Raw genomic sequence first — 23,208 nt, forward strand, 5'->3', positions numbered from 1 at the left:
TTATATTCTACTTATTACTTTTATGTCGCAATGAAAAATGTAACAAGAAATATCGTAAAGTCATGGTGGTGGCGCTCAGTTAATTCAAATTGAGTGAACCGTTGCGTATAGGCTTTATTTTATATAGATATTATTGAAAAGCTCGCTGGTCACTCAGTGAGCTTTTTTTTATGTTTCAATTTTGATATTCAACTAATTAAAAATAAAAATATGTACCGTTTTATCAACACACATGCGGAGCTTCTTGCAGATACTGTTACTCCAGTAAGCATTTACTTGAGAGTAAGAGATCGTTTTGCAAATAGCTTATTGTTAGAGAGTTCAGATTATCATGGAGCAGATAATAGTTATTCTTTTATTTGCTGTGAGCCAGTGGCTGAGATTTCTGTTACAGACAAATTATTACGCGTTCAATACCCAAATAAGGAAGAAGAAAAAAAGACATTAACTACATATGCTGAAGCATTACAGGAACTGTCAGTTTTTTCGAAGTCTTTTGAGCATAAGCAAGACGAAAATCAGAAGTTTCCATCACATGGGTTGTTTGGATATATGACTTACGATGCGGTACAATCGTTCGAAGAAATTGAGTTCGATAGTGATAAAGTTGATACTGAAATCCCTCAAATTAGATATCAAGCTTTTAGATATGTCATTGCAATCAACCATTTTAAAAATGAGCTTCATATTTTTGAGCATATCCCAGAAGGTGATAATAGCGAAAGTAATATCGAAGAAATCAAGACACTGATAAAAAGTAAAAATTTCCCTGCATATCACTTTTCAAGATCGGGTGAAGAGACGACAAACTTCACTGATGAAGAATTTTTAGAAGTCTTGAAAAAAGGGAAAGACCACTGTTTTAGAGGAGATGTTTTCCAGATAGTATTATCAAGAAGATACCAACAAGATTTCCAAGGTGATGAATTTAATGTTTACAGAGCATTACGTTCAATAAACCCTTCTCCTTATCTATTTTACTTTGACTACGGTACATATAAGATTTTTGGTTCTTCTCCTGAAGCTCAAATCATTGTCAAAGATAAAAAAGCTACTATCCACCCAATTGCAGGAACTTTTAAGCGTACAGGTAACGATAAGCAAGATGCCGAAATTGCTCAAAAATTATACGATGATCCTAAGGAAAACTCAGAACATGTAATGCTAGTTGATTTAGCAAGAAATGACTTGAGTAGAAACGGAGGTAATGTTGAGGTAGAAGTATTTAAGGAAATACAATATTACTCACATCTTATTCATTTAGTATCGAAAGTAAATGGTGACCTAACGGAAGGTACAGATCCTTTAAGAGTAGTAGCAGATACTTTCCCTGCTGGTACATTATCAGGTTCACCAAAGTACAAAGCCATGGAATTGATCGATAAATATGAAAATGTAAGACGTAGTTTTTATGGTGGAGCTATCGGTTTTATGAGCTTTAATGGAGATTTTAACCATGCAATCATGATTCGTTCTTTCTTGAGCTTAGATAATAAACTACATTATAGAGCAGGTGCAGGTGTTGTTGCTCAGTCTTCTGAAGAAAGCGAATTGCAAGAAGTACATAACAAGTTGGCTGCACTTAGAAAGGCATTGAATATGGCCGAGGAGCTGTAATCCTCATCTTAAAGAATGAAATAACAATAACTCTTCTTTAGGAAGAGGGTGAAGTAAAAAGCAATGAAGAAAATTTTAGTTTTAGATAATTACGACTCTTTTGTATACAACCTAGTACATTATTTAAGAGATCTAGGGCAAGAGGTAGAGATATTTAGAAATGATAAAATCACTTTGGAAGAAGTAGGGAAATATGATAAAATTCTTCTTTCTCCAGGACCAGGTATTCCTTCTGAAGCAGGGATAATGCCTGAAGTGATTAAAACATATGCATCAACAAAAAGTATTTTGGGTGTTTGTTTAGGGCATCAAGCAATAGGTGAAGCCTTTGGAGCTTCCTTAGAAAATAATTATCCATTGCATGGTGTAGCAGATCAAGCTCAAGTAACTACACCAGAAGCAAAATTATTTCAGGGGTTACCCAATACTTTTAAAATTGGACACTATCACTCTTGGGTAGTTCAATCAGATAGTTTAGCTGGTACTCCTTTACAAGTAACTGCTAGAGATGAAAAAGGATTTGTTATGGCTTTTCAGCATAAAGAATTTGATGTACAAGGTGTACAATTTCATCCAGAATCTGTATTGACTGAACATGGAATGGACATGTTAAAAAATTGGATACAAGGCTAAAACATCGAGTGGATAACTTATAGTTAAGCAAAACTATACTTAACTGATAAAAAGAACTCTTAATTCATAAATGATGAAGAAGATACTGAACCGACTTTTTGAATATGGCTCTTTAACACAAGAAGAAGCCAAAGCGACTTTAACTAAATTAGCACAAGGAGAATTTAACCCTTCTCAAATTGCAGCTTTCCTTACTGTTTATTCTATGCGTAGTATTACCGTTGAAGAATTGACGGGATTTAGAGATGCTATGTTAGAATTGTGCTTAAGAATAGATTTAGATGATTTTGATGCCATGGACCTTTGCGGTACAGGAGGTGATGGCCAAGACACTTTTAATATTTCAACCTTATCCTCTTTTATTGTAGCAGGAGCAGGTCAGAATGTAGCCAAGCATGGTAATAATGGTGTTTCCTCAGTTTGTGGTTCATCAAACTTGATGGCACATTTTGGTTACGATTTTACCAACGATATAGATACTTTAAAAAGGAATTTAGATGAAGCAGGAATTTGTTTTATCCATGCTCCTTTGTTTCACCCAGCTATGAAAAATGTAGCACCTATCCGTAGAGAATTAGGAGTGAAAACCTTTTTCAATATGTTAGGTCCAATGGTAAATCCTTCTTTCCCGAAGAAACAGATTGTTGGTGTATTTAGCTTAGAAGTAGCTCGATTATACGGGTATTTATATCAACAGACAGACAAGCAATTTGCGATTCTTCATTCATTAGATATTTATGATGAAATCTCATTAACATCACCGTTTAAAATGATTACAAAAGACTCTGAAAGGTTATTAAAACCAGAAGATCTAGGTTTGAATTATCAAACGAAAGAATCTTTGTTTGGTGGTGGGACGATTGCAGAGTCAGCTAAAATATTTACGGATGTTCTAGAAAACAAAGGTACTGCACCTCAGAAACAAGCCGTATTAGCCAATGCAGGTGTTGCCATTGCAACAGGAAAAGGTCTAGAATTAGAAGAAGGAGTTGCTCAAGCAAGAGAATCTCTAGAATCTGGAGCTGCATTTAAAGCATTTAAAAAGTTAGTATCATAAGTCATTTATTAGAGTAAGTTCACCATGACGATTTTAGATAAAATTGTTGCACATAAAAAAATTGAAGTAGCAGCAAGAAAAGAGATTTTAAGTATTTCAGATTTACAGGAAAGACCATTATTTGATAAAGAACCGGTTTCTGCTAAATCTTGGATAGGAAGTCCAACTAAATCAGGTATTATCGCTGAATTTAAAAGACAGTCTCCTTCAAAAGGATTGATCAACGGTAAAGCCTTGGTAACGGATGTTGCAGAAGGGTATTATAAAGCGGGTGCCTCGGCAATGTCGGTGCTAACAGATAGAGAGTTTTTTGGAGGAACAGTAGATGATTTATTAGCGGCTAGGTCTGTATCTCCAGTGCCTATTATCAGAAAAGACTTTATTGTAGATGAATATCAAATCATCGAAGCTAAATCAATTGGTGCTGATTTTATTTTATTGATAGCTTCTTGTTTGACTCCTGAAGAGTCGAAAACTTATGCTTCTGTTGCTAGAAACCTAGGAATGCAAGTATTATTAGAAGTTCACAACGAAGAAGAGTTAAATGCTCATATTGATCCTTGTATGGATCTTGTTGGAGTAAATAACAGGAACTTGAAAACTTTTGAAGTAAGTATTGAAAATTCTAAGCAATTGGCAGATAAAATTCCTAATGAATTTATTAAGGTGTCTGAAAGCGGAATTAGCAATATTGAAAATATTAAAGAGCTAAGAAAATACGGTTATAAAGGATTCCTGATTGGAGAAAACTTTATGAAGACAGAAGACCCTGCAAAAGCAGCAATAGATTTTATTGGTCAGCTTTAGCCTTTAATTGCATCTTACTCTTATGAAAACGAATTCGTTTTACTTGTGGTAAGTAATCGAAGTTTCTGTAAAAGTTATCTTTAGAGCCAGGCATAGAATATTGACCTAATACTTTGATGCTACCTTTGACATAAATTTCAGACGGTCCATCTTCTGTAGCGTAGACTACAACAACACCTGTTCGGTGGTGGATGTCCAGAGAATCTGCTTTTATTTCAATTTCAGGATCATTAAAATAGGCGTTACCTCTTAAGCATAGTGTATGTTTCTTTTGATTGATAAAAGCATTATCTGCACTATAATCTAAAGAGCGTTCTCTATCATAAAACTGTCGGTTACAGCTAGAGAGGAAAAAGGATAAAAGAAATATGTATGCCGCAATTCTCATATATCAAAGATAATAGTTGCCTACATCTTTCAGAAATTATTTCATAGGAGTAAGTGTATTTGGTTTTCGATTATAGATACAGTTCTCTTTTATCATTATGAGACTAGGCTCAATTGCTTCTAGTTGAAGGTCTCCTACAATAGAAATATCAATAGAAGGAGTGATGGTGGCAGGGTAATTAGGGAAACATTCTTCATACTTTTGTCAGATAGTGAAGAATTATAGATTTTAGAATTTTATCTGCTTTGTAATCAGTAGCCTGAGTCATTAAGATCATTGGAAATAAACAGAAATCGATTAGCATTTGCTTGTGTAAGTGCATAGTGTTGTGATAGATTGAGTTAAATTTCAGTTCATGAATAAGAACAAACAAAATATAGAAACCGTCAGTTGGAAGGTTTGTGGTATGAGAGATCAGAAAAATATTTATGATGTCTTAACATTAGCTCCTGACTATATGGGGTTTATTATCTACCCTCCATCTTCGAGGTTTATTGAAAAACAGGACGTTTCTTTTCTTGAAGAAAAATGGCCTGATACTGTAAAAACGAAGAGAGTAGGAGTGTTTGTAAATGAAGATGAGTCAACCATTTTAGCCTATGCAAAGAAGTATCATTTTGATGTAATTCAGCTTCATGGAACTGAACCTCCAAGTCTTTGTGAATCCTTAAAAACAAAAGGGTTTGAAGTTTTTAAAGTCTTTGGAATTAAAGATGAGTTTAATTTTGAAGCCCTAAAGCCTTATGAAGCATATGTAGATTACTTCTTGTTTGATACAAAATCACCTCAACATGGCGGAACTGGGGAGACATTTGATTGGGGAGTTCTAGAACAATATAGTTCAACAAAACCTTTTCTTTTGAGTGGGGGTCTTTCTTTAGAAAATATAAAGAATATCAGAAAGTTAGATCATTTACCTTGCAAAGGAATTGATGTAAATAGTAAATTTGAGACATCACCGGCTTTTAAAGATATAGAGCAATTAAAATCTTTAGCAGAATGGGTGAAATCCATCAATAATAAAAAATAGACAGATGACATATCAGCAACCAGATCAGAATGGCTATTACGGTCAGTTTGGAGGAGCATATATTCCTGAGATGCTTTATCCAAATGTAAAAGAATTAAAGGATAATTATGAAGCGATGATCGCTGACCCAAAATTCAAAGAGGAGTTTGATGGATTATTGAAAGACTATGTAGGTAGACCTACACCTCTTTATTTTGCAAAGAAATTATCTGAAAAGTATGGTGCTAAAATCTACCTTAAAAGAGAAGATTTAAATCATACTGGTGCACATAAAGTAAACAATACTATTGGGCAAATTCTTTTAGCAAGAAGGTTAAATAAGAAGAAAATTATTGCAGAGACAGGTGCAGGCCAACATGGTGTGGCTACAGCTACTGTTTGTGCTTTAATGAATATGGAGTGTATCGTTTACATGGGAGAAATTGACATTGCTCGTCAACGTCCGAATGTAGAGCGTATGCGTTTATTAGGAGCTACAGTAATTCCAGCAACTAGTGGTTCTAAGACATTAAAGGATGCAACAAATGAGGCAATGCGTCATTGGATTAATAACCCAAATGATACACACTATATTATTGGTTCAGTAGTAGGACCTCACCCATACCCAGATATGGTTGCAAAATTCCAGTCAGTGATTTCAGAAGAAATCAAATGGCAGTTAAAAGAAAAAGAAGGGAAAGAAAACCCTGATCATGTTATTGCATGTGTAGGAGGTGGCTCTAATGCAGCAGGTGCATTTTTCCATTACTTAGATGAGAAAGATGTCAACTTGGTAGCAGTAGAAGCTGCCGGACATGGAGTTGAGTCTGGGGAATCAGCTGCAACAACTGCCCTGGGTACTCCAGGTGTACTTCATGGATCTAAAACGATTTTGATGCAAACAGAAGATGGGCAAGTGGTAGAACCTTACTCAATTTCTGCTGGTCTTGATTACCCTGGTATTGGACCAATCCATGCTCATTTATTTGATTCAGGAAGAGCAGAATTCAAATATGTTACTGATGATGAAGCCATGAATGCAGGTGTTGAATTATCAAGGTTGGAAGGTATTATTCCAGCGGTTGAATCAGCTCATGCCTTTGCAGCTTTAGGTAAAATGAACTTTAAATCTGATGATGTTGTAGTTGTAAACTTATCAGGTAGAGGTGATAAAGACCTTGAGACGTACATTAAATGGGGGAACTATTAATCACTCATTAAACGAAAGGTCACTTTTAAAGATCACAGGTTAATTAGGTTAGCCTGTGATTTTTTTTGGTCTTAAAAAGGAAGAAGAAGAAATTAATTAAGTAATACTAAACATTGTGATTGCCGTTTTATCAACTAACTCAAATAATAAATACTAAAACAAGATTACAATGAGACAATTACTTATTATTCAACTTCTGTTTGTTCTTTTATCTTCAACCTCATTTGCTCAACTGATACCTGTTGAGATTGACTTATCTAAAAAGAACCCTACTTACCCATTCACTCCTGTAGACATGCCAATGTTTACCAATAACACAGACGATATTCAATTGACATCGCCAGTTTCTGTACTTAAGGAAGATGGTACCTATGTAACAGGAAATATCAAATTTGTAGCAGGAAGTCTAGATAATATTGTTACTCAAATCCATGTCAAAGATCAACAGACAGGAGAGAAAGTAAAATTAAAACTAGAAGAGATTAAATCTATAGTGATTGCTACATCAAAAGATGTCAATCTAAATACAGTTGTTAATCAACATGAGTCTATATCATATATTGGAGATAAAGACTTATCACAAATAACAGTTACAAAAAATCAAGTTTCTTATTTTGAAAAAGTAATGATTTCAAAAGGGAAAAAACAGAAAGCAGTATTGCTACAGGCAATCAACTATGAGCAATCAAAAAAAAATGATGTCACTGTATTTTATGATCCAAAAGGAAAGAATACTCAAGCGAAAGTAAATTTGGCTATCAATGAACCAGGTTATAAATTCAAAGGTGCAGTAATGGAGTTTGTTCCTAATGCCTATTATATCAAGAATAATACGACTGGTGAAGTGGCACATATTTCTGAGAAGGAATACAAAAAATCTATGGGAACATACCCTGAAACTATATTTACAGATGCCTCTGTTATTGAAAGATTGAAAGAAGGGAATAAAGCTTCTGTTAATAAGTACTCAGAAGATAATTGGGCTTTCTTCTTGATGAATGCAATCAATTATAATTTGAATAATACAGGAGAGGTATCTTCAACTAAATAACAATTATTGATACTGACTTGAAAAGGAATTTATGTAGCTTTAGCCGTAACAATAAAAAGAATGAAACGATGAAGATATATTTTTCTGGATCAATCAGAGGAGGTAGAGATGATGCAAAGTTATATGCAGATATCATCGAACATATAAAACAATATGGAGAGGTATTAACTGAGCATATAGGACAAATGGATTTGCAAGAAAATGAAATCACAGATCGACAAATCCATGATCAGGACCTGAATTGGTTGATTGAATCTGATATCATTATTGCTGAAGTAACAGTTCCGTCTTTAGGAGTTGGGTATGAATTAGGTAGAGGTGTTGAAATGAAAAAGCCAACCTACTGTTTTCATAGAACTCCTCAAACTTCTGCGATGGTATCTGGATGTCCGGAAATCAAAACATATCACTACGAAAGTTTGGATGAGATTAAAGTATTAATCGATCAGATTTTTCAATAAAAATAAATCCCCTCTACCATACGATAGAGGGGATTTATTTTTTTATTGAGATGATTCTATTCTGCTTGGCAAGATTCGAATGTCTTAGAACTGATGCTCCAAACGGTTTCTACTCTTCGCTGTTTCATAGATAAACCTCTTGTGTTTGAGTTGATACTGCCAAGTAAACTAGTTAATGGACTGTCTCCACCACCTCTTGAAGCGGCTCTTACACCATCAACATTAAAGAGTTGCTCTGCATTAGGAATGGCCTCCTCAGAGGCTAATAAGAACATTTTATCAGATCCTGTACCTTCGATAGTAAAATCGATATACTGTCCTTCTAAGTTGACAGGGACAACATCTTTTGCGTAACCTTCTAATATATTATCAGACTTATTATCTGAGAAATTATACGGTAATACTAATTGCATTCCACCGGCATCGTCTATAATAAATACGTATAGGAACATATTTTTCTTTTTCCAGTTAGCATACAATGTTTCATTCTTTTTGAATGCTAATCTCATATTTTGACCTTCAAAGATTTTACCTTCTGATACTACTTCATTTTTATCAAGATTGATTAGACAAAGTTCGTAAGGGAAAGCCATGTTTGAAGGAGAGTTTAATGTCATCCATCTCTTTGCTGCTCCAATTTTTTGAGCTTGACTTTGTAATTCGAATACAAAACGTTGTGATGATACAGTCATTGGGTCTGCATAATAAGGTAGAGTTTTCGTTTCGCTGGACTGTGTATGTCCGGACTGAAGTACCCATGCATATTTCAGTTTTCCTTCGCTTTCAAAACCAGACAGAACATATGTTGCATCTAGAGGTGAAGTACTTAACTTTGTGGCAGATTCTTTTAATGAAGCAGAAAGGGCATTATATTTTTCAGATGATAACGGTAAGTTGATCAATAACTTTACACTTCCTTCACATTTAAGTTTATCAACCCCTTTTTTAACTGAAGAAGAAGAGATTGATTTTCCTAAGTCTTCTTGTTGACCACAAGTGTTGGATAAAACCCACGTAGAAGTGACATCATTAAATGCTAAAGTATGTGTACCGATCTCCCATGGTTTAATTAATTGATACGAAGAAGATAGAGACATCAAGTCTTGACCTAACTTTGTTATTTGACTATCATTTAAGTCACTTTTAGCACTGTACACGACCAAGTTCGGAGCACTTTTATGAGCCCATACGCTTACTTCAAAAGCATCACCTTCTTTCACATCAGCAAGGTTACCTGTTTTTACTTTTGCATAGGAGTTAGTCATACCGTCTAATAGAGATACTTCTAACTCAATTCCTTTACTGTTTTTAAGGATAGTACCTTTTGTGATTTTCAATGCGGCTCCACCAAGCATTTTAATCTCACCGTTTGATTTATTGATTTTCTCAACGAAAAGTAAAGGGTTTTCAGAAGTAGCTACTTCTTCTCCAAACAATGAAGAAGCCATACGGTCTTCTTGCCCTTCGAAAGTAGGTGTTTGTACCTTACCATCATATCTTAAAAGTGAACGAATTCTTTTTTCTAGAGTCGCTACATCTTCTTGAGCAGGTGATGCATTAATTGCTTTTAGGAAAGCATCTGTGAATGCACCTTGTGGAAGGCCTTCTTCATTTACTGTTTCAGAAGCCGTTTCATTATTTTGAGCTGCTGAAATAATTAATGCCCCTTTTGTTGATGGAGGAGTAGTTCTTGGAACTTCCATCTTAATATCTGGAAACTTGTGATTTAAGCTTCTTGTTACGGGTGTTGCTGCAGTAACTGCATTTCTAGAGACCGAACCACTATGACAGCTATCAAAAATAGCCGTTAGTTTTGCATTCTTATTTGTAACCGCTAATAGGTATTGGTTCAATTCTGTATCTAGAATATAACTTTGCTCTCCTTTATAAGCATCAGAAGGAACAATACATTCTTGAGTTTTGTCAGCTTCGAAGTGTTTACTATTGGCAACTTGAGAACCATGTCCTGCATAATATATAAACACGATATCTCCAGCTTTTGCACTTTTACCTAACCATTGGAAGGCTGATTTTAATCCCTCAGTAGTAGTTTCTTCAGGAGTATCTAACAACTTAATTTCATCAAATTGATATTTACATTGCAGCACATTGGCCATAGCATTAGCATCTCTAACAGCACCATTTAAGTTACGCCAAGTAAGAGTAGTATTGGTTGGTGTGTCAGGAACATATTTATCTATACCAATTACCAATGCAATTTTTTTTGCATGAGCCGTCTGGAAAGAAGACAATAATAGGATAAAGATGAGTATTGGGAATGTTTTTTTCATCTGAATAGGAATACAACAATAGTGTTAGAAATTGTTTGATACAGTAAAAATATAAAAAAATATAACACAGTCCATGTGAAAATCATTACAAATTGATTATTAAATCACTATGTATATTGAGATTTTTTATAAAATTACTATATTTGCTTGACATATTTTCAATAAATGTATAGTTATACTTGTTGAGAATCTAATTTTGTAGGAGTGCGAAAAGAGAAGTAAGATGATCTACTATAGTACTAAACGACAAGCCGAAGAGGCGAGCTTAAAGAAGGCTCTCTTTAAAGGACTGCCTGAAGATAATGGCCTATATATGCCTGAGACAATTGCAAAGTTACCTCAGGAGTTTTTTGATAATATTGAGACGTTATCATTCCAAGATATCGCTTTTGAAGTAGCTAATGCTCTTTTAAGCGAAGATGTACCTTCAGAGGAAATCAGAAAGATTGTTGATGAAGCAGTTAATTTTGATGCTCCAATCGTAAAGGTAGTGGATCAGATTTATTCATTAGAATTGTTCCATGGCCCAACTTTGGCCTTCAAAGATTTTGGAGCGCGTTTTATGGCCCGTCTAATGTCTTACTTCTTAGAGAAAGGGGAAAGGTTACATATTCTAGTAGCAACATCTGGAGATACTGGTAGTGCTGTAGCACAAGGTTTCTTTGGTGTAGAAGGCATTCAAGTAACTATCCTTTATCCTAAAGGAAAAGTAAGCCCAATTCAAGAGCAACAACTTACGACTAACGGTGGTAATATTAAAGCTGTTGAAATTGAAGGTACTTTTGATGATTGCCAGAAATTAGTGAAAGAAGCATTCCTTGATGAAGAATTAAGTGATGCGTTGAATCTTACTTCTGCCAACTCAATCAACATTAGCCGTCTAATCCCTCAATCTTTCTATTATTTCAATGCATTTGCACAATTAAAGAGAGAAGGGTATAAAAAAGTAGTATTCTGTACGCCATCGGGTAACTTCGGTAACTTATGTGGTGGTATTATAGCAAATAAAATGGGCTTGAAAGTGGAAAACTTTATCGCAGCAACTAATGCGAACAAAGTAGTTCCTGTATACCTTAAAACTGAGGTATTCCAACCACGTCCATCTTTATCTACAATTTCTAATGCGATGGATGTAGGTAACCCATCAAACTTCCCTCGTTTATTAGAATTGAATGATAATTCTTTCGAGAAACTAAAGAAAAAAGTAACAGGAACTTATTTCACTGATGAAGAAACTCGTCAGACGATGAAAGAAGTTTATGATGAGTCAGGATATGTATTATGTCCACACTCAGCTATCGGTTACCAAGCAGTTAAAGATTACTTTGATAAGGAAGATCTTGGTAAGAAAACTGCAGGTGTATTCTTAGCTACGGCTCACCCTGTGAAATTTGTTGAAGTAGTAGAGCCTGTAATTAATCAAAAATTAGAGATCCCTACACGTCTTCAAGAAATTATTGATAGACCAAAAAAGGCTACACTTTTACCTGCTGACTTCAAACAATTTAAGAAGTATCTATTAGCAGAAGTAGAAGCTACAGTATAGATATTATACATTTACTCACATCTATTTTTTCAACTCCTTTTCTGGTTTTACTAGAGAAGGAGTTTTTGTTTTATATGATATCTATGAAAGAAAATAAATCGAATTGATTAACTTGTTTATTCAACAACGCCTAATACTATTAATACAACCGCATGCTGATTGAAATCAAAAACAGAAAAACTTGGATTGAAGAAATTGCTGAATTTTTAGAAGTTCCATTGGAAGAGGACTCGAAAAAAATTGTTGTTGACAATGATTTGGTCAATGGTACTTTCGAAGTTATTGAGATTGAAAAAGGCCTTTTTGTACGATACTCTGACTTTACCTTAAAAAAAGAACTATACTTCAAAGAATTAGGAGCATCAGAAAAGCAGGATATGATCCTTGATTTTACTTTTCAAGGTTACCCTGATGGGACCATCATTACCGAATATCCAGACAACACTGTATCTGATGAAAAACACATTTTAATCTACTCGGGTAATTCTACGATTGTAGCTCGTTTTCCTATTAATCGACATTCTACCTTTATCTCTATTTTAATGTCGTATGAATGGCTAAATAAAAACTTTACTGATTTCTTTAATAAGTACCCCAATATAGATGTGGGTTTGGAGACCGATAGAGTATTTCTCAAAAAGATGAAGTATGGTTATGCCTTTGAATTTACCTTAGAACAGTTAATGTCTAGGTCATATTCTGAGGAATTAAGAAGCCCAGTATATAAAGGTGTCGTTCTCATGATTGTTGCTGAAGTGATGATGAGAATTCATGACGATAAGAAAAATAAATTCTTATTTGATTCTGATACGCAATACGAATTAGACAACTTAGAATCCTATATCAAACTGAACTTAGACTCAGATATAACTATAGATCAGCTGTGTAAAAAAATAGGCTACTCAAAAACGAAACTTCATAATATGTTTAAGAGCTATTTCAATTATTCAGTGTATGATTATATCAAACAACTTCGACTATCTAAAGCAAAATCATTATTACTTACTACTGACCTAAATGTATCTGAAGTTGCAAATAAAGTGGGCTATACCTCAGTACCACATTTCACGAATTTGTTCAAAAAAGAGGTTGGTTTAACTCCGAATCAATATAGAAAAGGAGACGATCGCAATATAAACTCGTAATTTTTATCTGTTTCTACTATCTGTTCGTTGTTGTAACAAAGAAAATTTTAAATATTAAAATTGATGTATGGTAATGAAATGCTCTATTTTTTTAGTTTAGTGACAATCATTACCGTTTTAACCTTGAAATTCAGTCGTTTCGGTGACTTAAATCAATAATAAACTTAAGTGACTGTGAATAATATTCAAGTGAACGATCGCATAATATTTTATGTATTTTTGAATAATTATTTTGGTTAACTATAAACTATATTTGACGTATCAATAATTACAAAGCTCTTAATCAGATACTTGCTTTGTATTTGATAGAAGTAGTTTGTGGGTAATCAAAAAGTTTTCCTTGTACGAATCTTTAACTCACAGATAACTACCAAATGATTGATTTTACAATCATACTACTTTGTTACTATCGATTTGATCTAAAGATTTAAACAGTACTTTGAAAATGAAAAGAAGAATTTCCTTATCCTTTATCTTCATGATGTATGTGTTGATGACTTTACCAACAAATGCATCTGCTATGATTAGCCCAGAGAAAGTGAATACTGCGGCGGATATCATGTCTTGGGTTGTTATTTGTGTAGTTCCAGTAGTTGGAGCTTGGGCATTCTGGAAAATTCATGTAATTCCAGAAGTAATTGCTAAAAAGAGAAATCACCCTCAAGCAGATTCTATTCACATGATGTGTTTATTATCATTAATTATGGGTGGTATGCTTTGGCCTGTCGCTTTGATTTGGTCATACTCTAACCCAGTTCATTTACATGTGACTGAAAAGCAAGCTTTTGGTGAAGAATCTGACGATGAAAGTTCAGAAGAGAAAGAATCAGAAGTAGCTTAATTAAAAACATCAATTGCTATCAAAAATCACTACAAATAGATAAAGAAAATTACTCATGGTAGATTTAATATTAATTGTTTATTGCCTAATTGTTTGGTTAGTATTTATCAAATTCAAACTATTAGCTTGGAATACTACATCTAAAATTATTGTATTTATTATTCCAGTGGTTGGAATCTCAGCTTTAGTATTAGCTATGAACGTATATATGCCTTCGTCAGATGACGTTCGAGTATATAATAAAACGGTTCAAGTAAAATCTAATGTTAGAGGTAGAGTACAAGATGTTCTTGTACAGGAAAACTCTAGAGTAAATAAAGGAGATACACTATTCGTTATAGAACAAGCTCCATTTATCTCTCAGATTGAAGGATTGAAAGCTTCTATCGAGAAAGCAAAAGCAGCGGTTAGCGTTCAATATAAGAATGTAGATGCTGTAAGAGCCAATAGAAAAGCTGTTGAAGCACAGTTGGAATTACAAAGAAAACGTGAGCAACAGTTCCAAGAATTGGTTGATGCGAATGCAGGTAACCGTTTCGATTTAGAACAGGCCCAAAACAATGTAAAGCAGTTAGAGGCTCAATTAATGCAATTGAGAGCTCAAGAGGCATCTATATTAGCAACAATCAAAGCAGAGTACAATGGAGAGCAAGTTTCTGTTGCAGAGTTGGTAGCTAAATTAGAAAAAGCAGAATGGGATTTAGACCAAACTGTAATTAAAGCTTCTATCGATGGTACTGTAGTTAACTTACAGTTACGTCCAGGTGCTATGGCTTTACCTTTAACAGACTTAATGACTTTAGTAGAAGGTCGTCAAAATATTATTGCCTCATTTGATCAAAATGAGTTGCATAAAATGGCAGAAGGAAATGAAGTAGACCTAACATTTGCTACTCGTCCTGGTGAAATTATTCCAGGTAAAATTGAATCTATCGTTTGGGCATCAAGTAGAGGTCAATTATTACCAACAGGTAAGCTACCAACAGCTGATCAAGGTATTCAAAAGCAAGGAAAGTATTTAGTAAAATTCTCAACAGAAGAAGATTACAATATTCCTATGGGTGCAAATGGATCAGTTGCCGTTTATACATCAACCACAGAACCATTCTACATCATTCGTAAAGTAATGATTCGTTTATCAGCGAAATTCAATTACTTAATCTTAAAAGCTCACTAAAATTTAAGGGTTGTAGAAATGAAAAAGGTATTTTATAAAATTGGCCTTACACTAACTGCTGCGATTGCTTTTAGTGGATGTGTCAAACTCAAAGATGCTCCGACTTCGGCGGAGATGAAAGAAGATAATACAGCTTTGGATAATATGCAGATCCCTAATGAATGGGCGATGCAAGAAATGGACTCCGCAGCAATTGATCTTTCTTGGGTCAAAGAATGGGAAACAGATGCTATTGATGCATTAATCGCTGAGGCTTGTTTATACAATGCAGATATTCAGGTAGCTGCTTCTCGAATCGAACAAGCTAACCAAGGGTTAAAATTATCGAAATCCAGAATGAAACCTCAAGTAGGAATTGGGGCTTCTGGAGGATATGCACCAGTGACGAACACAGCGGCTCCAAGTTATGGTATGCTAAATGCGTCTTGGGAAATGGACCTTTGGGGAAAGTTAAGGTATGGCAATGAGAAAGCGCAGAATATGATTTACTCAGCTGAATATGCTGATAAGAAACTTCGTCAAGTGCTTTCTGCTTCAATTGCAAGAGCATATTATACTGCGGTTTTCATTAAAGAGCAAAAGGAACTATTAAATCAGGCAATCGAAGCAACTAATGAAATGGCTACACTCAATGAAGCCAGAGTACAAATTGGTGTTGCTAAAGAATCTGATGTTCTTCAAATGAACGCTCAAGAAGCAAAGTTCAAAGAACAATTAGTATATCTCGATCAAAAGGAAAGAGATGTAAAACGTTCTATTGAGTTATTAATGGGTAGATATCCTAAAGGTGAAATTGAAGTAGCAGCTGAGTTGATAAACTTAAATTCTACAATGCCTGAAAGTTTACCATTAAGTATGCTTGAGAATCGTCCAGAAATTATGATTTCACAATATGCTGTAGAGAATGCATTCTATGATAAGAAAATAGCAGAAGCTTCTAGATGGCCGTCAGTAAGTCTTGATTTGAGCTTTGGTGGAGTGAATTCGATATTACAATCTATGTGGTCACTTTCAAATCCAATATTATCCATTGGAGGTAGCTTAACAACACCAATTTTTACAGGCGGAGCTATAAAAGCTAATATTGCGATTCAAAACGAAGCACAAAAACAAGCGGTATTATATTACGCGAAGTCTTATTTAAATGCTTTAAGTGAAATTGAGACCAACTTGAACGGTATTAATGCTGTTGAAGGAAGATTTGAACAATCTAATGTTGCTTTAAAGAATTTAAAACGTACTTATGAGTTATCAGAACTTCAGTACAAAGTGGGTAACGAGAATATGTTTACGTTATTACAAAAGCAACTTCAACTGCTCAATGAAGGAACAAATCAGTTAGACTTAAGGTTTGAAAAGATCAACCAGCGAATCAGCTTATACATGGCCCTTGGTGGTGATTATGTAGGAGCAGAAAAACAATAATAATTTGAATAATCTATTATAACTAAACAACCATAATTTACACTCGTTCATCCATGGTTTAGTTATAAAAAAATAGCCTCTAGGTGTTGTTTCACCAAGAGGCTATTTTTGTTCCTTTTAATTAAGGATTATAAATTGTTCAATACAAACTCAGTCATCTGAGTGTATAAGTGATGTCTTGTATTACCACCATAAATACCGTGATTACGGTTAGGGTAATAGAACTCTCTAAATTGCTTACCCGCTTTGATTAAAGCATTCGATAAATCAATCGCATTCTGAACATGCACATTATCATCACCTGTACCATGAATCAGGAAGTATTTACCTTTTAAGCCATCAACATGATGAATTGGAGAGTTGTCGTCATATCCTGAAGCGTTATCTTGAGGAAGACCTTGGAAACGCTCAGTATAGATAGTATCATAATATCTCCAGTTTGATACAGGAGCTACAGCGATTGCCATTTTAAATTGTTCTGGTCCTGTAAATAAACATAATGATGACATGTAACCACCAAAACTCCATCCCCAGATACCAATTCTACCTGCATCTACATAGTTTTGCTTTCCTAACCATTTAGCAGTTTGGATCTGATCGATAGCTTCGTATTTACCAAGTTGACCATAAGTAACATGTTTAAAGTCTTTACCTCTAGATCCTGTACCTCTAGGGTCTACAACGGCTACGATATATCCCTTCTGAGTGAGCATTTGATGCCAAGCGTAGTTTGAACCACCCCATGAGTTAGCCACTTGGTTAGAACCTGGACCACTATATTGGAACATTAATACTGGGTATTTTTTCTTCTCATCAAAGTCTGCAGGCTTTAACATGTATCCATAGAGTACTACATTTTCTTCAGTAGTGAATTCAAAATGCTCCTTTTTAACAAAGCCGTATTCTTTGATTGTTTCTTTAAAGCTAGCATTGTCTTCTAAAACGGTCACTAGAGTATTCTTTTTCGTTTTATACAATGATGTAGTAGACACTTCAGCAGAACTACTATGAACAGCAATATAGTAGCTGAAGTCGTTACTCATATTTACTCTAGTCTGACCAGCTTTAGTTGATAGTCTGACTTTCTTTTTTCCAGCGATATCGATAGAGTAGAAATCGCGATCTAATGGTGCAACCTCGTTAGAGATATAATAAATAACGGTTTTCTTACCATTTTCTTTAATACCAACCAAGTCAGTAACTTCCCAATCACCTTTTGTGATTTGTCGTACTAACTTTCCTGTAATATCATATAAATAGATGTGCTTGTATCCACTCTCTTCAGAAGTGTAAATAAAATGTTGACCATCTTTTAAATAAGTAAGATTATCGTTGTAGTCTAAGTCAACATAAGTTTTACTTTCTTCTGAAAGAACTACTTCGCTACTACCAGTTAATGCACTAGCATGTAAAATCTCCAATTTGTTTTGAAGACGATTCATTCTTACGATTGATAAGATACCTGCATCTTGAGTCCATTGAATTCTTGGGATATAGATATCAGTTTCTTGACCGATATCCATTTTTTGATGCTTATTATTTTCTAGGTTGACAACAGTTACTTTTACAACTGAGTTTTTCTCACCAGCCTTAGGGTACTTAAAGCGGTAATCTACAGGATAAAGTTGTCCCCATAATTGCATGTTGTATTCAGGAACTTCCGTTTCGTTGAATGATTGGTATGCAATTTTTTTACTGTCAGGAGACCATGTAAACGCTTTCGCCATTGAGAATTCTTCTTCATATACCCAATCAGCAGAACCATTAATAATATGGTTGAACTTCCCGTCAGTTGTTAATTGAGTTTCTTTCATTGTGGCCAAGTCAACAACGAATAAGTTGTTTTCTCTCGCGAAAGCTACTTTTTTACCATCAGGAGATAACGTAGCGTATGACTGCTTTCCACCTTCAGATAATTTTTGAAGTTTCTTCGTTTCGAAGTTGTAGATGTAATATTCTGCTTTGAATGATCTTCTGTAGATCGATTCTCTTTCAGACATTAATAAGATCTGGCTTTCATCTGATGAGAATGAATAGTCAGAAATTTTTACTTCTAATTGGTTGCCATCTAAGATAGTAGCTACTTCTTCACCAGTTGCTACATCATTTTTGATGATTTTATTGTCTTTAAGTTTAGAGTAGTACTGCCCTGTTTGCATCCAACGAACAGCTCTGACAGAGTTGGGATAAAATTTATACTCTGTCCAGATATTATCAAGAGTAATGTTTTTTGTTTGTGCATTTACAGATACAGCAATTAGCATAAGTAAACACCAAAATAAGTTGAACGTTTTCTTCATTATTTAGAATTTGCTTTGGTTCTATGAAAGACTTTCGATTTCGAATTCCAAATAAAATAAAATGAAGGCATAAAAAAAACTTACAGCTTTTGATAAACTGTAAGTCTTAGTGTTAGGAGCAGTAATTTAGTAGGTTAAATGCTCCTGTGTTTCTTCATTTTGATCAGTTTGTTGAGACGTTTCTTGTTCATAATTTTCACCTTCCTGTGGAGGTAAACCACCATTTTGAATATGATAAAGTTCGTCTTCTAAGAAGTAGATATGATTTTGCATATCATCAAGCTTACGATTTTTATCATACACGGTCTTATGAAGCTTGTCAATATAACGTTGACTGTCTTGCAACATCTTTTTTAGCCTTCCCATGTAATCCTGATCCGGTTCATTCCAACCCTGATCAAGTAACGTAGTTTTTTTGCGGTTAAGTTCTGCTTGAGGAGAATTCTTCGGATATAGGTTTCCTAAATTTTTCATCATTAATTTAAAATAACACTTAGTTATAAGTAGTAAAAAAATCACATTTAATTATTGTGTCAAGAATCAACAATCTAGAGTAAAAATGTTAGTGGTATTTATTTTCAGTGAATAAATTATTTTTGAAACACGTTTGCTAATTCTTCATTTACAAAAATATGTACAGAATGTTTTTTTACAAATTTTTGCATTAGTTTTTATTATAAAATCTTAACATTTAAATTAAAAAATAACATTAAAAGACAAGTTGGGCAGAATTCCCAATTGGGAAACATCAGTGAGTATATATTCATAGCTGTTGTTGCCTACACTAGTTACTTGTCGTTCTTCTGTATTTTTCTGATTGTATAGATCATAAATCGTTAATACAACTTCTCCCTTTACTCTTCTTCCTAACTTAAAGTTATATTGAGAAGAAAAATCTAGTCGATGATACAAGGGAACATCGTAAGGAGTTGGGGCATTTAATGTATTAGAAGGAGCATTTTCTCTTGGATTATCAGGTATCGTTGGGATATCTACCAAGTTGTTGAAATCGTAGCTTACATCTTTTAATACCCAAGTTAAACCTACTTTCCACCTTTTTCTTTGATACATACTGGCCAATTGCAGAATATGTGTCTGCTTGCTTTCCGTTTCTTTAGGTGTGTATTGTTTATGGTATTGATTGTAGCCATAACTGACATAATTATACCATCTTTTATGGTTGAACTCATAGATAAAATCTAAGCCATAAGAATTCCCATCACCTACATACTTATGAAAGTATACTGGGTTTCTAAAGATAAGGTCAGACATTTCTCCAGTACTTTGTTTTAAGTAACCTTCAATGTCAAAACTATGTCGATTTAAGCTGGCTGTAAAACCTCCAATATAATGGTTGGAAGTAATTACAGGTACATTCACTTCATCAGAAATGATCCAGTAGGAGTCGTAAGTTAACTCATCTGATAACTCTCTGATAAATTGATAGTATCTTCCGGCAGAAAATTTAACGTTGAACTTTCCTTTTTGGTCTATTGGTAAATTACCTTGGATTCTTGGTGCTATATAAGGTTTTTGAGTAGGTTGATAATACCAAACCCTACTGCCTGCTGTTAATCTAAGTCTTCCTAAAGTAAGATTGTATTGTCCATATACACCTAATGTATTGGATTGTGATAAACTATCGACTTCATTTAGAAAAAATGAAGAAGGCTGACTCTCCTTAAAGACATTATAGTTGGTATAGATTGCACCAACATCTAAACTATTCTTACCAAAATAGATACTTTGGTCTGAATGTAAGCTAAAGTCTTGTACGTTTTGGTTGGATGCCTGTGTTTTTCGAATAGGTCTTCTCGAAGACGAATCTTTTAAGTGATATACTTTATAGCTTGTTCTATCATTCTGAGAATAGGTTGCATATACATGTGATGACCATTTCTCAAATTCACCTTTCCAGTTTAACGAAAATGCATTGTTAGTCCATGAGCGATCATCCGAGTTTGTCGGCGAAGGTCTTTGAGCTGGTGCATTAGGCCTAGAAGGATTTGTAGGCGGATTCTTTGGAACTAAATTATAGGAAGTAGAATAATTATCTTGAGAATTAAGATAGCTTAATGAAAGCTTATTGAAATCGTTTAATTGATAGACAATCTTAGCATTGGCATCATGATAATTGATGTCAGGGGTAATGGTCTGTTGATAAATATTGTCTGGTGCATCATCAGAATTATCAATTTCTGTTTCAGCAGCTCTATCGTATAGATATTTTTCAACCGCCCCATGATACTGTCTAAAAGTACCATATACAGCCAATTTTCCTCTAACAATCGGCAGAGATAAATATCCTTTATAACCTAATAAACTTACCCCAACATTTCCTTCCATATAGTTTAATGGTGGATCTTTTAAACCTATATCTAAAATACTAGATACCCTTGCCCCGTAAAGACAATCATAACCACCAGCATATAAAGTGGCCGAAGAAGTAATATCAGGGTTGATCACATTTTCTAAACCAAAATAATGATCCAACTGATACATGGGATAGTTATCTATTAATGTAAGGTTCTGGTCTGTTTCCCCGCCTCGCACTTGCATGGCTGATGAAAAACCTGTGGTACTTACACTCGGTAATAACTTTACCGCATAATAGATATTTTCAGTACTTGATATCGGTAGGTTACCAATACCTGAGTTTTTGACATTTTTACCTTGACTCTCCGACTGATTGATGGTTGCAACTTCATTCAGCTGCTTTTCATAAACTAATTCAGGTAGTTCTTCAACATCGCGGGATAACTGAATGACCACTGTAGTATCTAATGGCAAATCAGCAAAAGCGAGCCCAACTGAGTTGTACCCTAAATAATTAAAGCGAAGAGATTCTTGATTATTGCCTGTGATAGACAATTGGAATGAGCCATCGTTTTTAGTAGAAGCATGTTTGTTTCCCATGATGATGCTCGCATAAGGCATCGGGTTTCCCTCTTCATCGATGACTACTCCATTTATTTTTTTCTTTGGAAATTGTGGCTTTTTGATGACAATAAATTCTTCATCAACGATTTCGTATGATAGAGAATAACCTGATAATATTTGTGTTAATGCAGTATGTAGGTCTGCATTTTTTAATGTTGCTGTAACAAATTTATTATCTACAGATTTTTCGCTGTAAGATAAAAACACATGAAAAGTAGACTCTACCTGTTTTAATGCTTCTTTTATAGGAGCATGATTATAAGTAGTGTTTAATCTATTTTCCTGTGCATAGGTGAAGAGTGTATAGAGCAGTAGGAAAGTAGTAAGTAGATATTTTTTACAGAGAAATCTCAACCTCTTTATTTTTCTTGATATTGTAGTTAATGCCCATAGTTTTGGCAATTACTTCTAATGATGTTTCTAGTGATTTATTAGAAATAGTACCTGTAAAGCGCATAAATTGAATATCCTTGTTTTTATAAATCACACGGACATTGAACTGACGTTGGATTTCTTTAAATACTTCTTCAAGTGGTGAATCAGTATATTTAAATAGTCCTTTTTGCCAATTCGCCTGTTTACCTTCTTGTGTTCCTCTTACAAAGATACCGTTGATGTAGTCAACTTTTTGTCCTTTTGTAAGCGTTACAGTATTTCCATTTCTGTCCTCGACACTTACTTTACCAGTATAACAAGCTACTTCCCATTTATTATCTCTAGAATAGATATTAAAGCTTGTACCCAATACGGTTACTGCACCTTGTTCTGTTGATACTTGGAAAGTATTTCCTTTTTCAACTTGGAAGAAGGCTTCTCCTTTAAGTTCAATATATCTGCCTTCCTCATTGAAATCATCTTTATTATAAGCGATTGTAGATTCGGCATTCATATTAATAGTGGAACCGTCAGGCAGGGTAATATTTTTTGTTACTCCCTTATCTGCTACTTCGGTATGGTAAGCAGGTACAAAATTTCTATAATAGAAAACAGCAATCAAACCCAATACAAGCATGGCAGCACCATACCTCCACCATTGAGGAGTGAATTTAACCTCTTTAGTTGTTGTCGTATTGATTTGGGAAGAAATGCTATCCCAAAGTTCTTTTTCTCTTTGAACAGAAAAGTAAGGTTCTTTTACTGTCGTTTTCTGTACAAACGCTTTTGCGTCTTGTATGATGTTTGACTCTTCAGGGTTTTCCTCAAGATACTTTTCCCAAACATCATTCAATGAATCATCTCCGAGTGCCCAGGCGCAGAAGTCTTTGTTTTCTATGTATTTTTTTAATGCAGACATCTTCTTATTCAGTTAA

19 protein-coding genes are annotated in these 23,208 nt (G+C 34.4%); 13 read left to right on the forward strand and 6 right to left on the reverse strand.

What is annotated here, in order from left to right:
* Window positions 1-210 precede the first annotated feature (210 nt).
* The 4 genes from QL232_RS04560 to trpC all read left to right on the forward strand — a co-directional run bounded on the left by QL232_RS04560 (window position 211) and on the right by trpC (window position 4,114).
* Entirely contained in the window at window positions 211-1,617 is a 1,407-nt protein-coding gene (locus QL232_RS04560) for an anthranilate synthase component I family protein (RefSeq protein ID WP_281613282.1), read from the forward strand.
* 63 nt (window positions 1,618-1,680) lie between these two features.
* Window positions 1,681-2,250 (forward strand): aminodeoxychorismate/anthranilate synthase component II, encoded by a 570-nt coding sequence (locus QL232_RS04565; RefSeq protein ID WP_168880280.1) that lies wholly within the window; start codon window positions 1,681-1,683, stop codon window positions 2,248-2,250.
* A gap of 73 nt (window positions 2,251-2,323) precedes the next feature.
* Complete coding sequence (trpD, locus tag QL232_RS04570) at window positions 2,324-3,307, forward strand: anthranilate phosphoribosyltransferase (RefSeq protein WP_168881212.1); 984 nt, start codon at window positions 2,324-2,326, stop codon at window positions 3,305-3,307.
* Between the two features lie 24 nt (window positions 3,308-3,331).
* A complete protein-coding gene (gene trpC, locus QL232_RS04575) occupies window positions 3,332-4,114 on the forward strand; it encodes an indole-3-glycerol phosphate synthase TrpC (RefSeq protein ID WP_281613283.1) in 783 nt (260 codons plus the stop codon).
* On the opposite strand, the gene QL232_RS04580 is transcribed toward trpC, so the two are convergent.
* Window positions 4,098-4,502: a hypothetical protein gene (locus QL232_RS04580; RefSeq protein WP_168880282.1), complete on the reverse strand. Its 405-nt coding sequence runs from the start codon at window positions 4,500-4,502 to the stop codon at window positions 4,098-4,100. The two genes, trpC and QL232_RS04580, sit on opposite strands and share 17 nt — an antisense overlap.
* Before the next feature lie 355 nt (window positions 4,503-4,857).
* On the opposite strand from QL232_RS04580, the gene QL232_RS04585 reads away from it, so the two are divergent.
* From QL232_RS04585 to QL232_RS04600, 4 genes are all read left to right on the forward strand, one after another.
* Window positions 4,858-5,532: a phosphoribosylanthranilate isomerase gene (locus QL232_RS04585; RefSeq protein WP_281613284.1), complete on the forward strand. Its 675-nt coding sequence runs from the start codon at window positions 4,858-4,860 to the stop codon at window positions 5,530-5,532.
* A gap of 4 nt (window positions 5,533-5,536) precedes the next feature.
* Window positions 5,537-6,721 carry a tryptophan synthase subunit beta gene (gene trpB / locus QL232_RS04590; protein ID WP_168880285.1) on the forward strand — a complete coding sequence of 395 codons (1,185 nt, stop codon included), beginning with the start codon at window positions 5,537-5,539 and terminating at the stop codon, window positions 6,719-6,721.
* Window positions 6,722-6,890: 169 nt separating this feature from the next.
* Window positions 6,891-7,772: a hypothetical protein gene (locus QL232_RS04595; protein ID WP_281613285.1), complete on the forward strand. Its 882-nt coding sequence runs from the start codon at window positions 6,891-6,893 to the stop codon at window positions 7,770-7,772.
* 68 nt (window positions 7,773-7,840) lie between these two features.
* Entirely contained in the window at window positions 7,841-8,233 is a 393-nt protein-coding gene (locus tag QL232_RS04600; protein ID WP_168880287.1) for a nucleoside 2-deoxyribosyltransferase, read from the forward strand.
* Window positions 8,234-8,289: 56 nt separating this feature from the next.
* On the opposite strand, the gene QL232_RS04605 is transcribed toward QL232_RS04600, so the two are convergent.
* Entirely contained in the window at window positions 8,290-10,524 is a 2,235-nt protein-coding gene (locus QL232_RS04605; protein ID WP_281613286.1) for a caspase family protein, read from the reverse strand.
* 223 nt (window positions 10,525-10,747) lie between these two features.
* Here QL232_RS04605 and thrC point away from each other — a divergent pair, with 223 nt between their 5' ends.
* From thrC to QL232_RS04630, 5 genes are all read left to right on the forward strand, one after another.
* Window positions 10,748-12,070, forward strand: coding sequence for a threonine synthase (gene thrC, locus QL232_RS04610; protein ID WP_168880289.1), 1,323 nt, complete (start codon window positions 10,748-10,750; stop codon window positions 12,068-12,070).
* A gap of 152 nt (window positions 12,071-12,222) precedes the next feature.
* Window positions 12,223-13,215 carry an AraC family transcriptional regulator gene (locus QL232_RS04615; protein WP_168880290.1) on the forward strand — a complete coding sequence of 331 codons (993 nt, stop codon included), beginning with the start codon at window positions 12,223-12,225 and terminating at the stop codon, window positions 13,213-13,215.
* Window positions 13,216-13,660: 445 nt separating this feature from the next.
* Window positions 13,661-14,056 carry a DUF3302 domain-containing protein gene (locus QL232_RS04620; RefSeq protein WP_168880291.1) on the forward strand — a complete coding sequence of 132 codons (396 nt, stop codon included), beginning with the start codon at window positions 13,661-13,663 and terminating at the stop codon, window positions 14,054-14,056.
* A gap of 55 nt (window positions 14,057-14,111) precedes the next feature.
* Entirely contained in the window at window positions 14,112-15,233 is a 1,122-nt protein-coding gene (locus tag QL232_RS04625; protein WP_281613287.1) for an HlyD family secretion protein, read from the forward strand.
* Window positions 15,234-15,251: 18 nt separating this feature from the next.
* Window positions 15,252-16,658, forward strand: a complete 1,407-nt coding sequence (locus QL232_RS04630; RefSeq protein ID WP_281613288.1) for a TolC family protein — start codon at window positions 15,252-15,254, stop codon at window positions 16,656-16,658.
* A 128-nt stretch (window positions 16,659-16,786) separates the two neighbouring features.
* On the opposite strand, the gene QL232_RS04635 is transcribed toward QL232_RS04630, so the two are convergent.
* The 4 genes from QL232_RS04635 to QL232_RS04650 all read right to left on the reverse strand — a co-directional run bounded on the left by QL232_RS04635 (window position 16,787) and on the right by QL232_RS04650 (window position 23,192).
* Window positions 16,787-18,958 carry a S9 family peptidase gene (locus tag QL232_RS04635; protein WP_168880294.1) on the reverse strand — a complete coding sequence of 724 codons (2,172 nt, stop codon included), beginning with the start codon at window positions 18,956-18,958 and terminating at the stop codon, window positions 16,787-16,789.
* 126 nt (window positions 18,959-19,084) lie between these two features.
* On the reverse strand, window positions 19,085-19,324 hold the full coding sequence (locus tag QL232_RS04640) for a hypothetical protein (RefSeq protein ID WP_281613289.1): 240 nt from the start codon (window positions 19,322-19,324) through the stop codon (window positions 19,085-19,087).
* Window positions 19,325-19,654: 330 nt separating this feature from the next.
* On the reverse strand, window positions 19,655-22,252 hold the full coding sequence (locus tag QL232_RS04645) for a TonB-dependent receptor plug domain-containing protein (protein ID WP_281613290.1): 2,598 nt from the start codon (window positions 22,250-22,252) through the stop codon (window positions 19,655-19,657).
* Window positions 22,236-23,192 (reverse strand): FecR domain-containing protein, encoded by a 957-nt coding sequence (locus tag QL232_RS04650; RefSeq protein WP_168880297.1) that lies wholly within the window; start codon window positions 23,190-23,192, stop codon window positions 22,236-22,238. Before QL232_RS04650 ends, QL232_RS04645 begins: the two co-directional genes overlap by 17 nt.
* Window positions 23,193-23,208: the final 16 nt, after the last annotated feature.

It is taken from the genome of Flammeovirga sp. SubArs3 (assembly GCF_947387565.1).
Taxonomy (GTDB): Bacteria; Bacteroidota; Bacteroidia; order Cytophagales; family Flammeovirgaceae; genus Flammeovirga; species Flammeovirga agarivorans.

Excerpts from the sequence above, each read along its gene's own strand:
- QL232_RS04560 (WP_281613282.1), top strand. The coding sequence starts at position 211 with ATGTACCGTTTTATCAACACACATGCGGAGCTTCTTGCAGATACTGTT.
- QL232_RS04565 (WP_168880280.1), top strand. The coding sequence starts at position 1,681 with ATGAAGAAAATTTTAGTTTTAGATAATTACGACTCTTTTGTATACAAC.
- trpD (WP_168881212.1), top strand. The coding sequence starts at position 2,324 with ATGAAGAAGATACTGAACCGACTTTTTGAATATGGCTCTTTAACACAA.
- trpC (WP_281613283.1), top strand. The coding sequence starts at position 3,332 with ATGACGATTTTAGATAAAATTGTTGCACATAAAAAAATTGAAGTAGCA.
- QL232_RS04580 (WP_168880282.1), bottom strand. The coding sequence starts at position 4,502 with ATGAGAATTGCGGCATACATATTTCTTTTATCCTTTTTCCTCTCTAGC.
- QL232_RS04585 (WP_281613284.1), top strand. The coding sequence starts at position 4,858 with ATGAATAAGAACAAACAAAATATAGAAACCGTCAGTTGGAAGGTTTGT.
- trpB (WP_168880285.1), top strand. The coding sequence starts at position 5,537 with ATGACATATCAGCAACCAGATCAGAATGGCTATTACGGTCAGTTTGGA.
- QL232_RS04595 (WP_281613285.1), top strand. The coding sequence starts at position 6,891 with ATGAGACAATTACTTATTATTCAACTTCTGTTTGTTCTTTTATCTTCA.
- QL232_RS04600 (WP_168880287.1), top strand. The coding sequence starts at position 7,841 with ATGAAGATATATTTTTCTGGATCAATCAGAGGAGGTAGAGATGATGCA.
- QL232_RS04605 (WP_281613286.1), bottom strand. The coding sequence starts at position 10,524 with ATGAAAAAAACATTCCCAATACTCATCTTTATCCTATTATTGTCTTCT.
- thrC (WP_168880289.1), top strand. The coding sequence starts at position 10,748 with ATGATCTACTATAGTACTAAACGACAAGCCGAAGAGGCGAGCTTAAAG.
- QL232_RS04615 (WP_168880290.1), top strand. The coding sequence starts at position 12,223 with ATGCTGATTGAAATCAAAAACAGAAAAACTTGGATTGAAGAAATTGCT.
- QL232_RS04620 (WP_168880291.1), top strand. The coding sequence starts at position 13,661 with ATGAAAAGAAGAATTTCCTTATCCTTTATCTTCATGATGTATGTGTTG.
- QL232_RS04625 (WP_281613287.1), top strand. The coding sequence starts at position 14,112 with ATGGTAGATTTAATATTAATTGTTTATTGCCTAATTGTTTGGTTAGTA.
- QL232_RS04630 (WP_281613288.1), top strand. The coding sequence starts at position 15,252 with ATGAAAAAGGTATTTTATAAAATTGGCCTTACACTAACTGCTGCGATT.
- QL232_RS04635 (WP_168880294.1), bottom strand. The coding sequence starts at position 18,958 with ATGAAGAAAACGTTCAACTTATTTTGGTGTTTACTTATGCTAATTGCT.
- QL232_RS04640 (WP_281613289.1), bottom strand. The coding sequence starts at position 19,324 with ATGGGAAGGCTAAAAAAGATGTTGCAAGACAGTCAACGTTATATTGAC.
- QL232_RS04650 (WP_168880297.1), bottom strand. The coding sequence starts at position 23,192 with ATGTCTGCATTAAAAAAATACATAGAAAACAAAGACTTCTGCGCCTGG.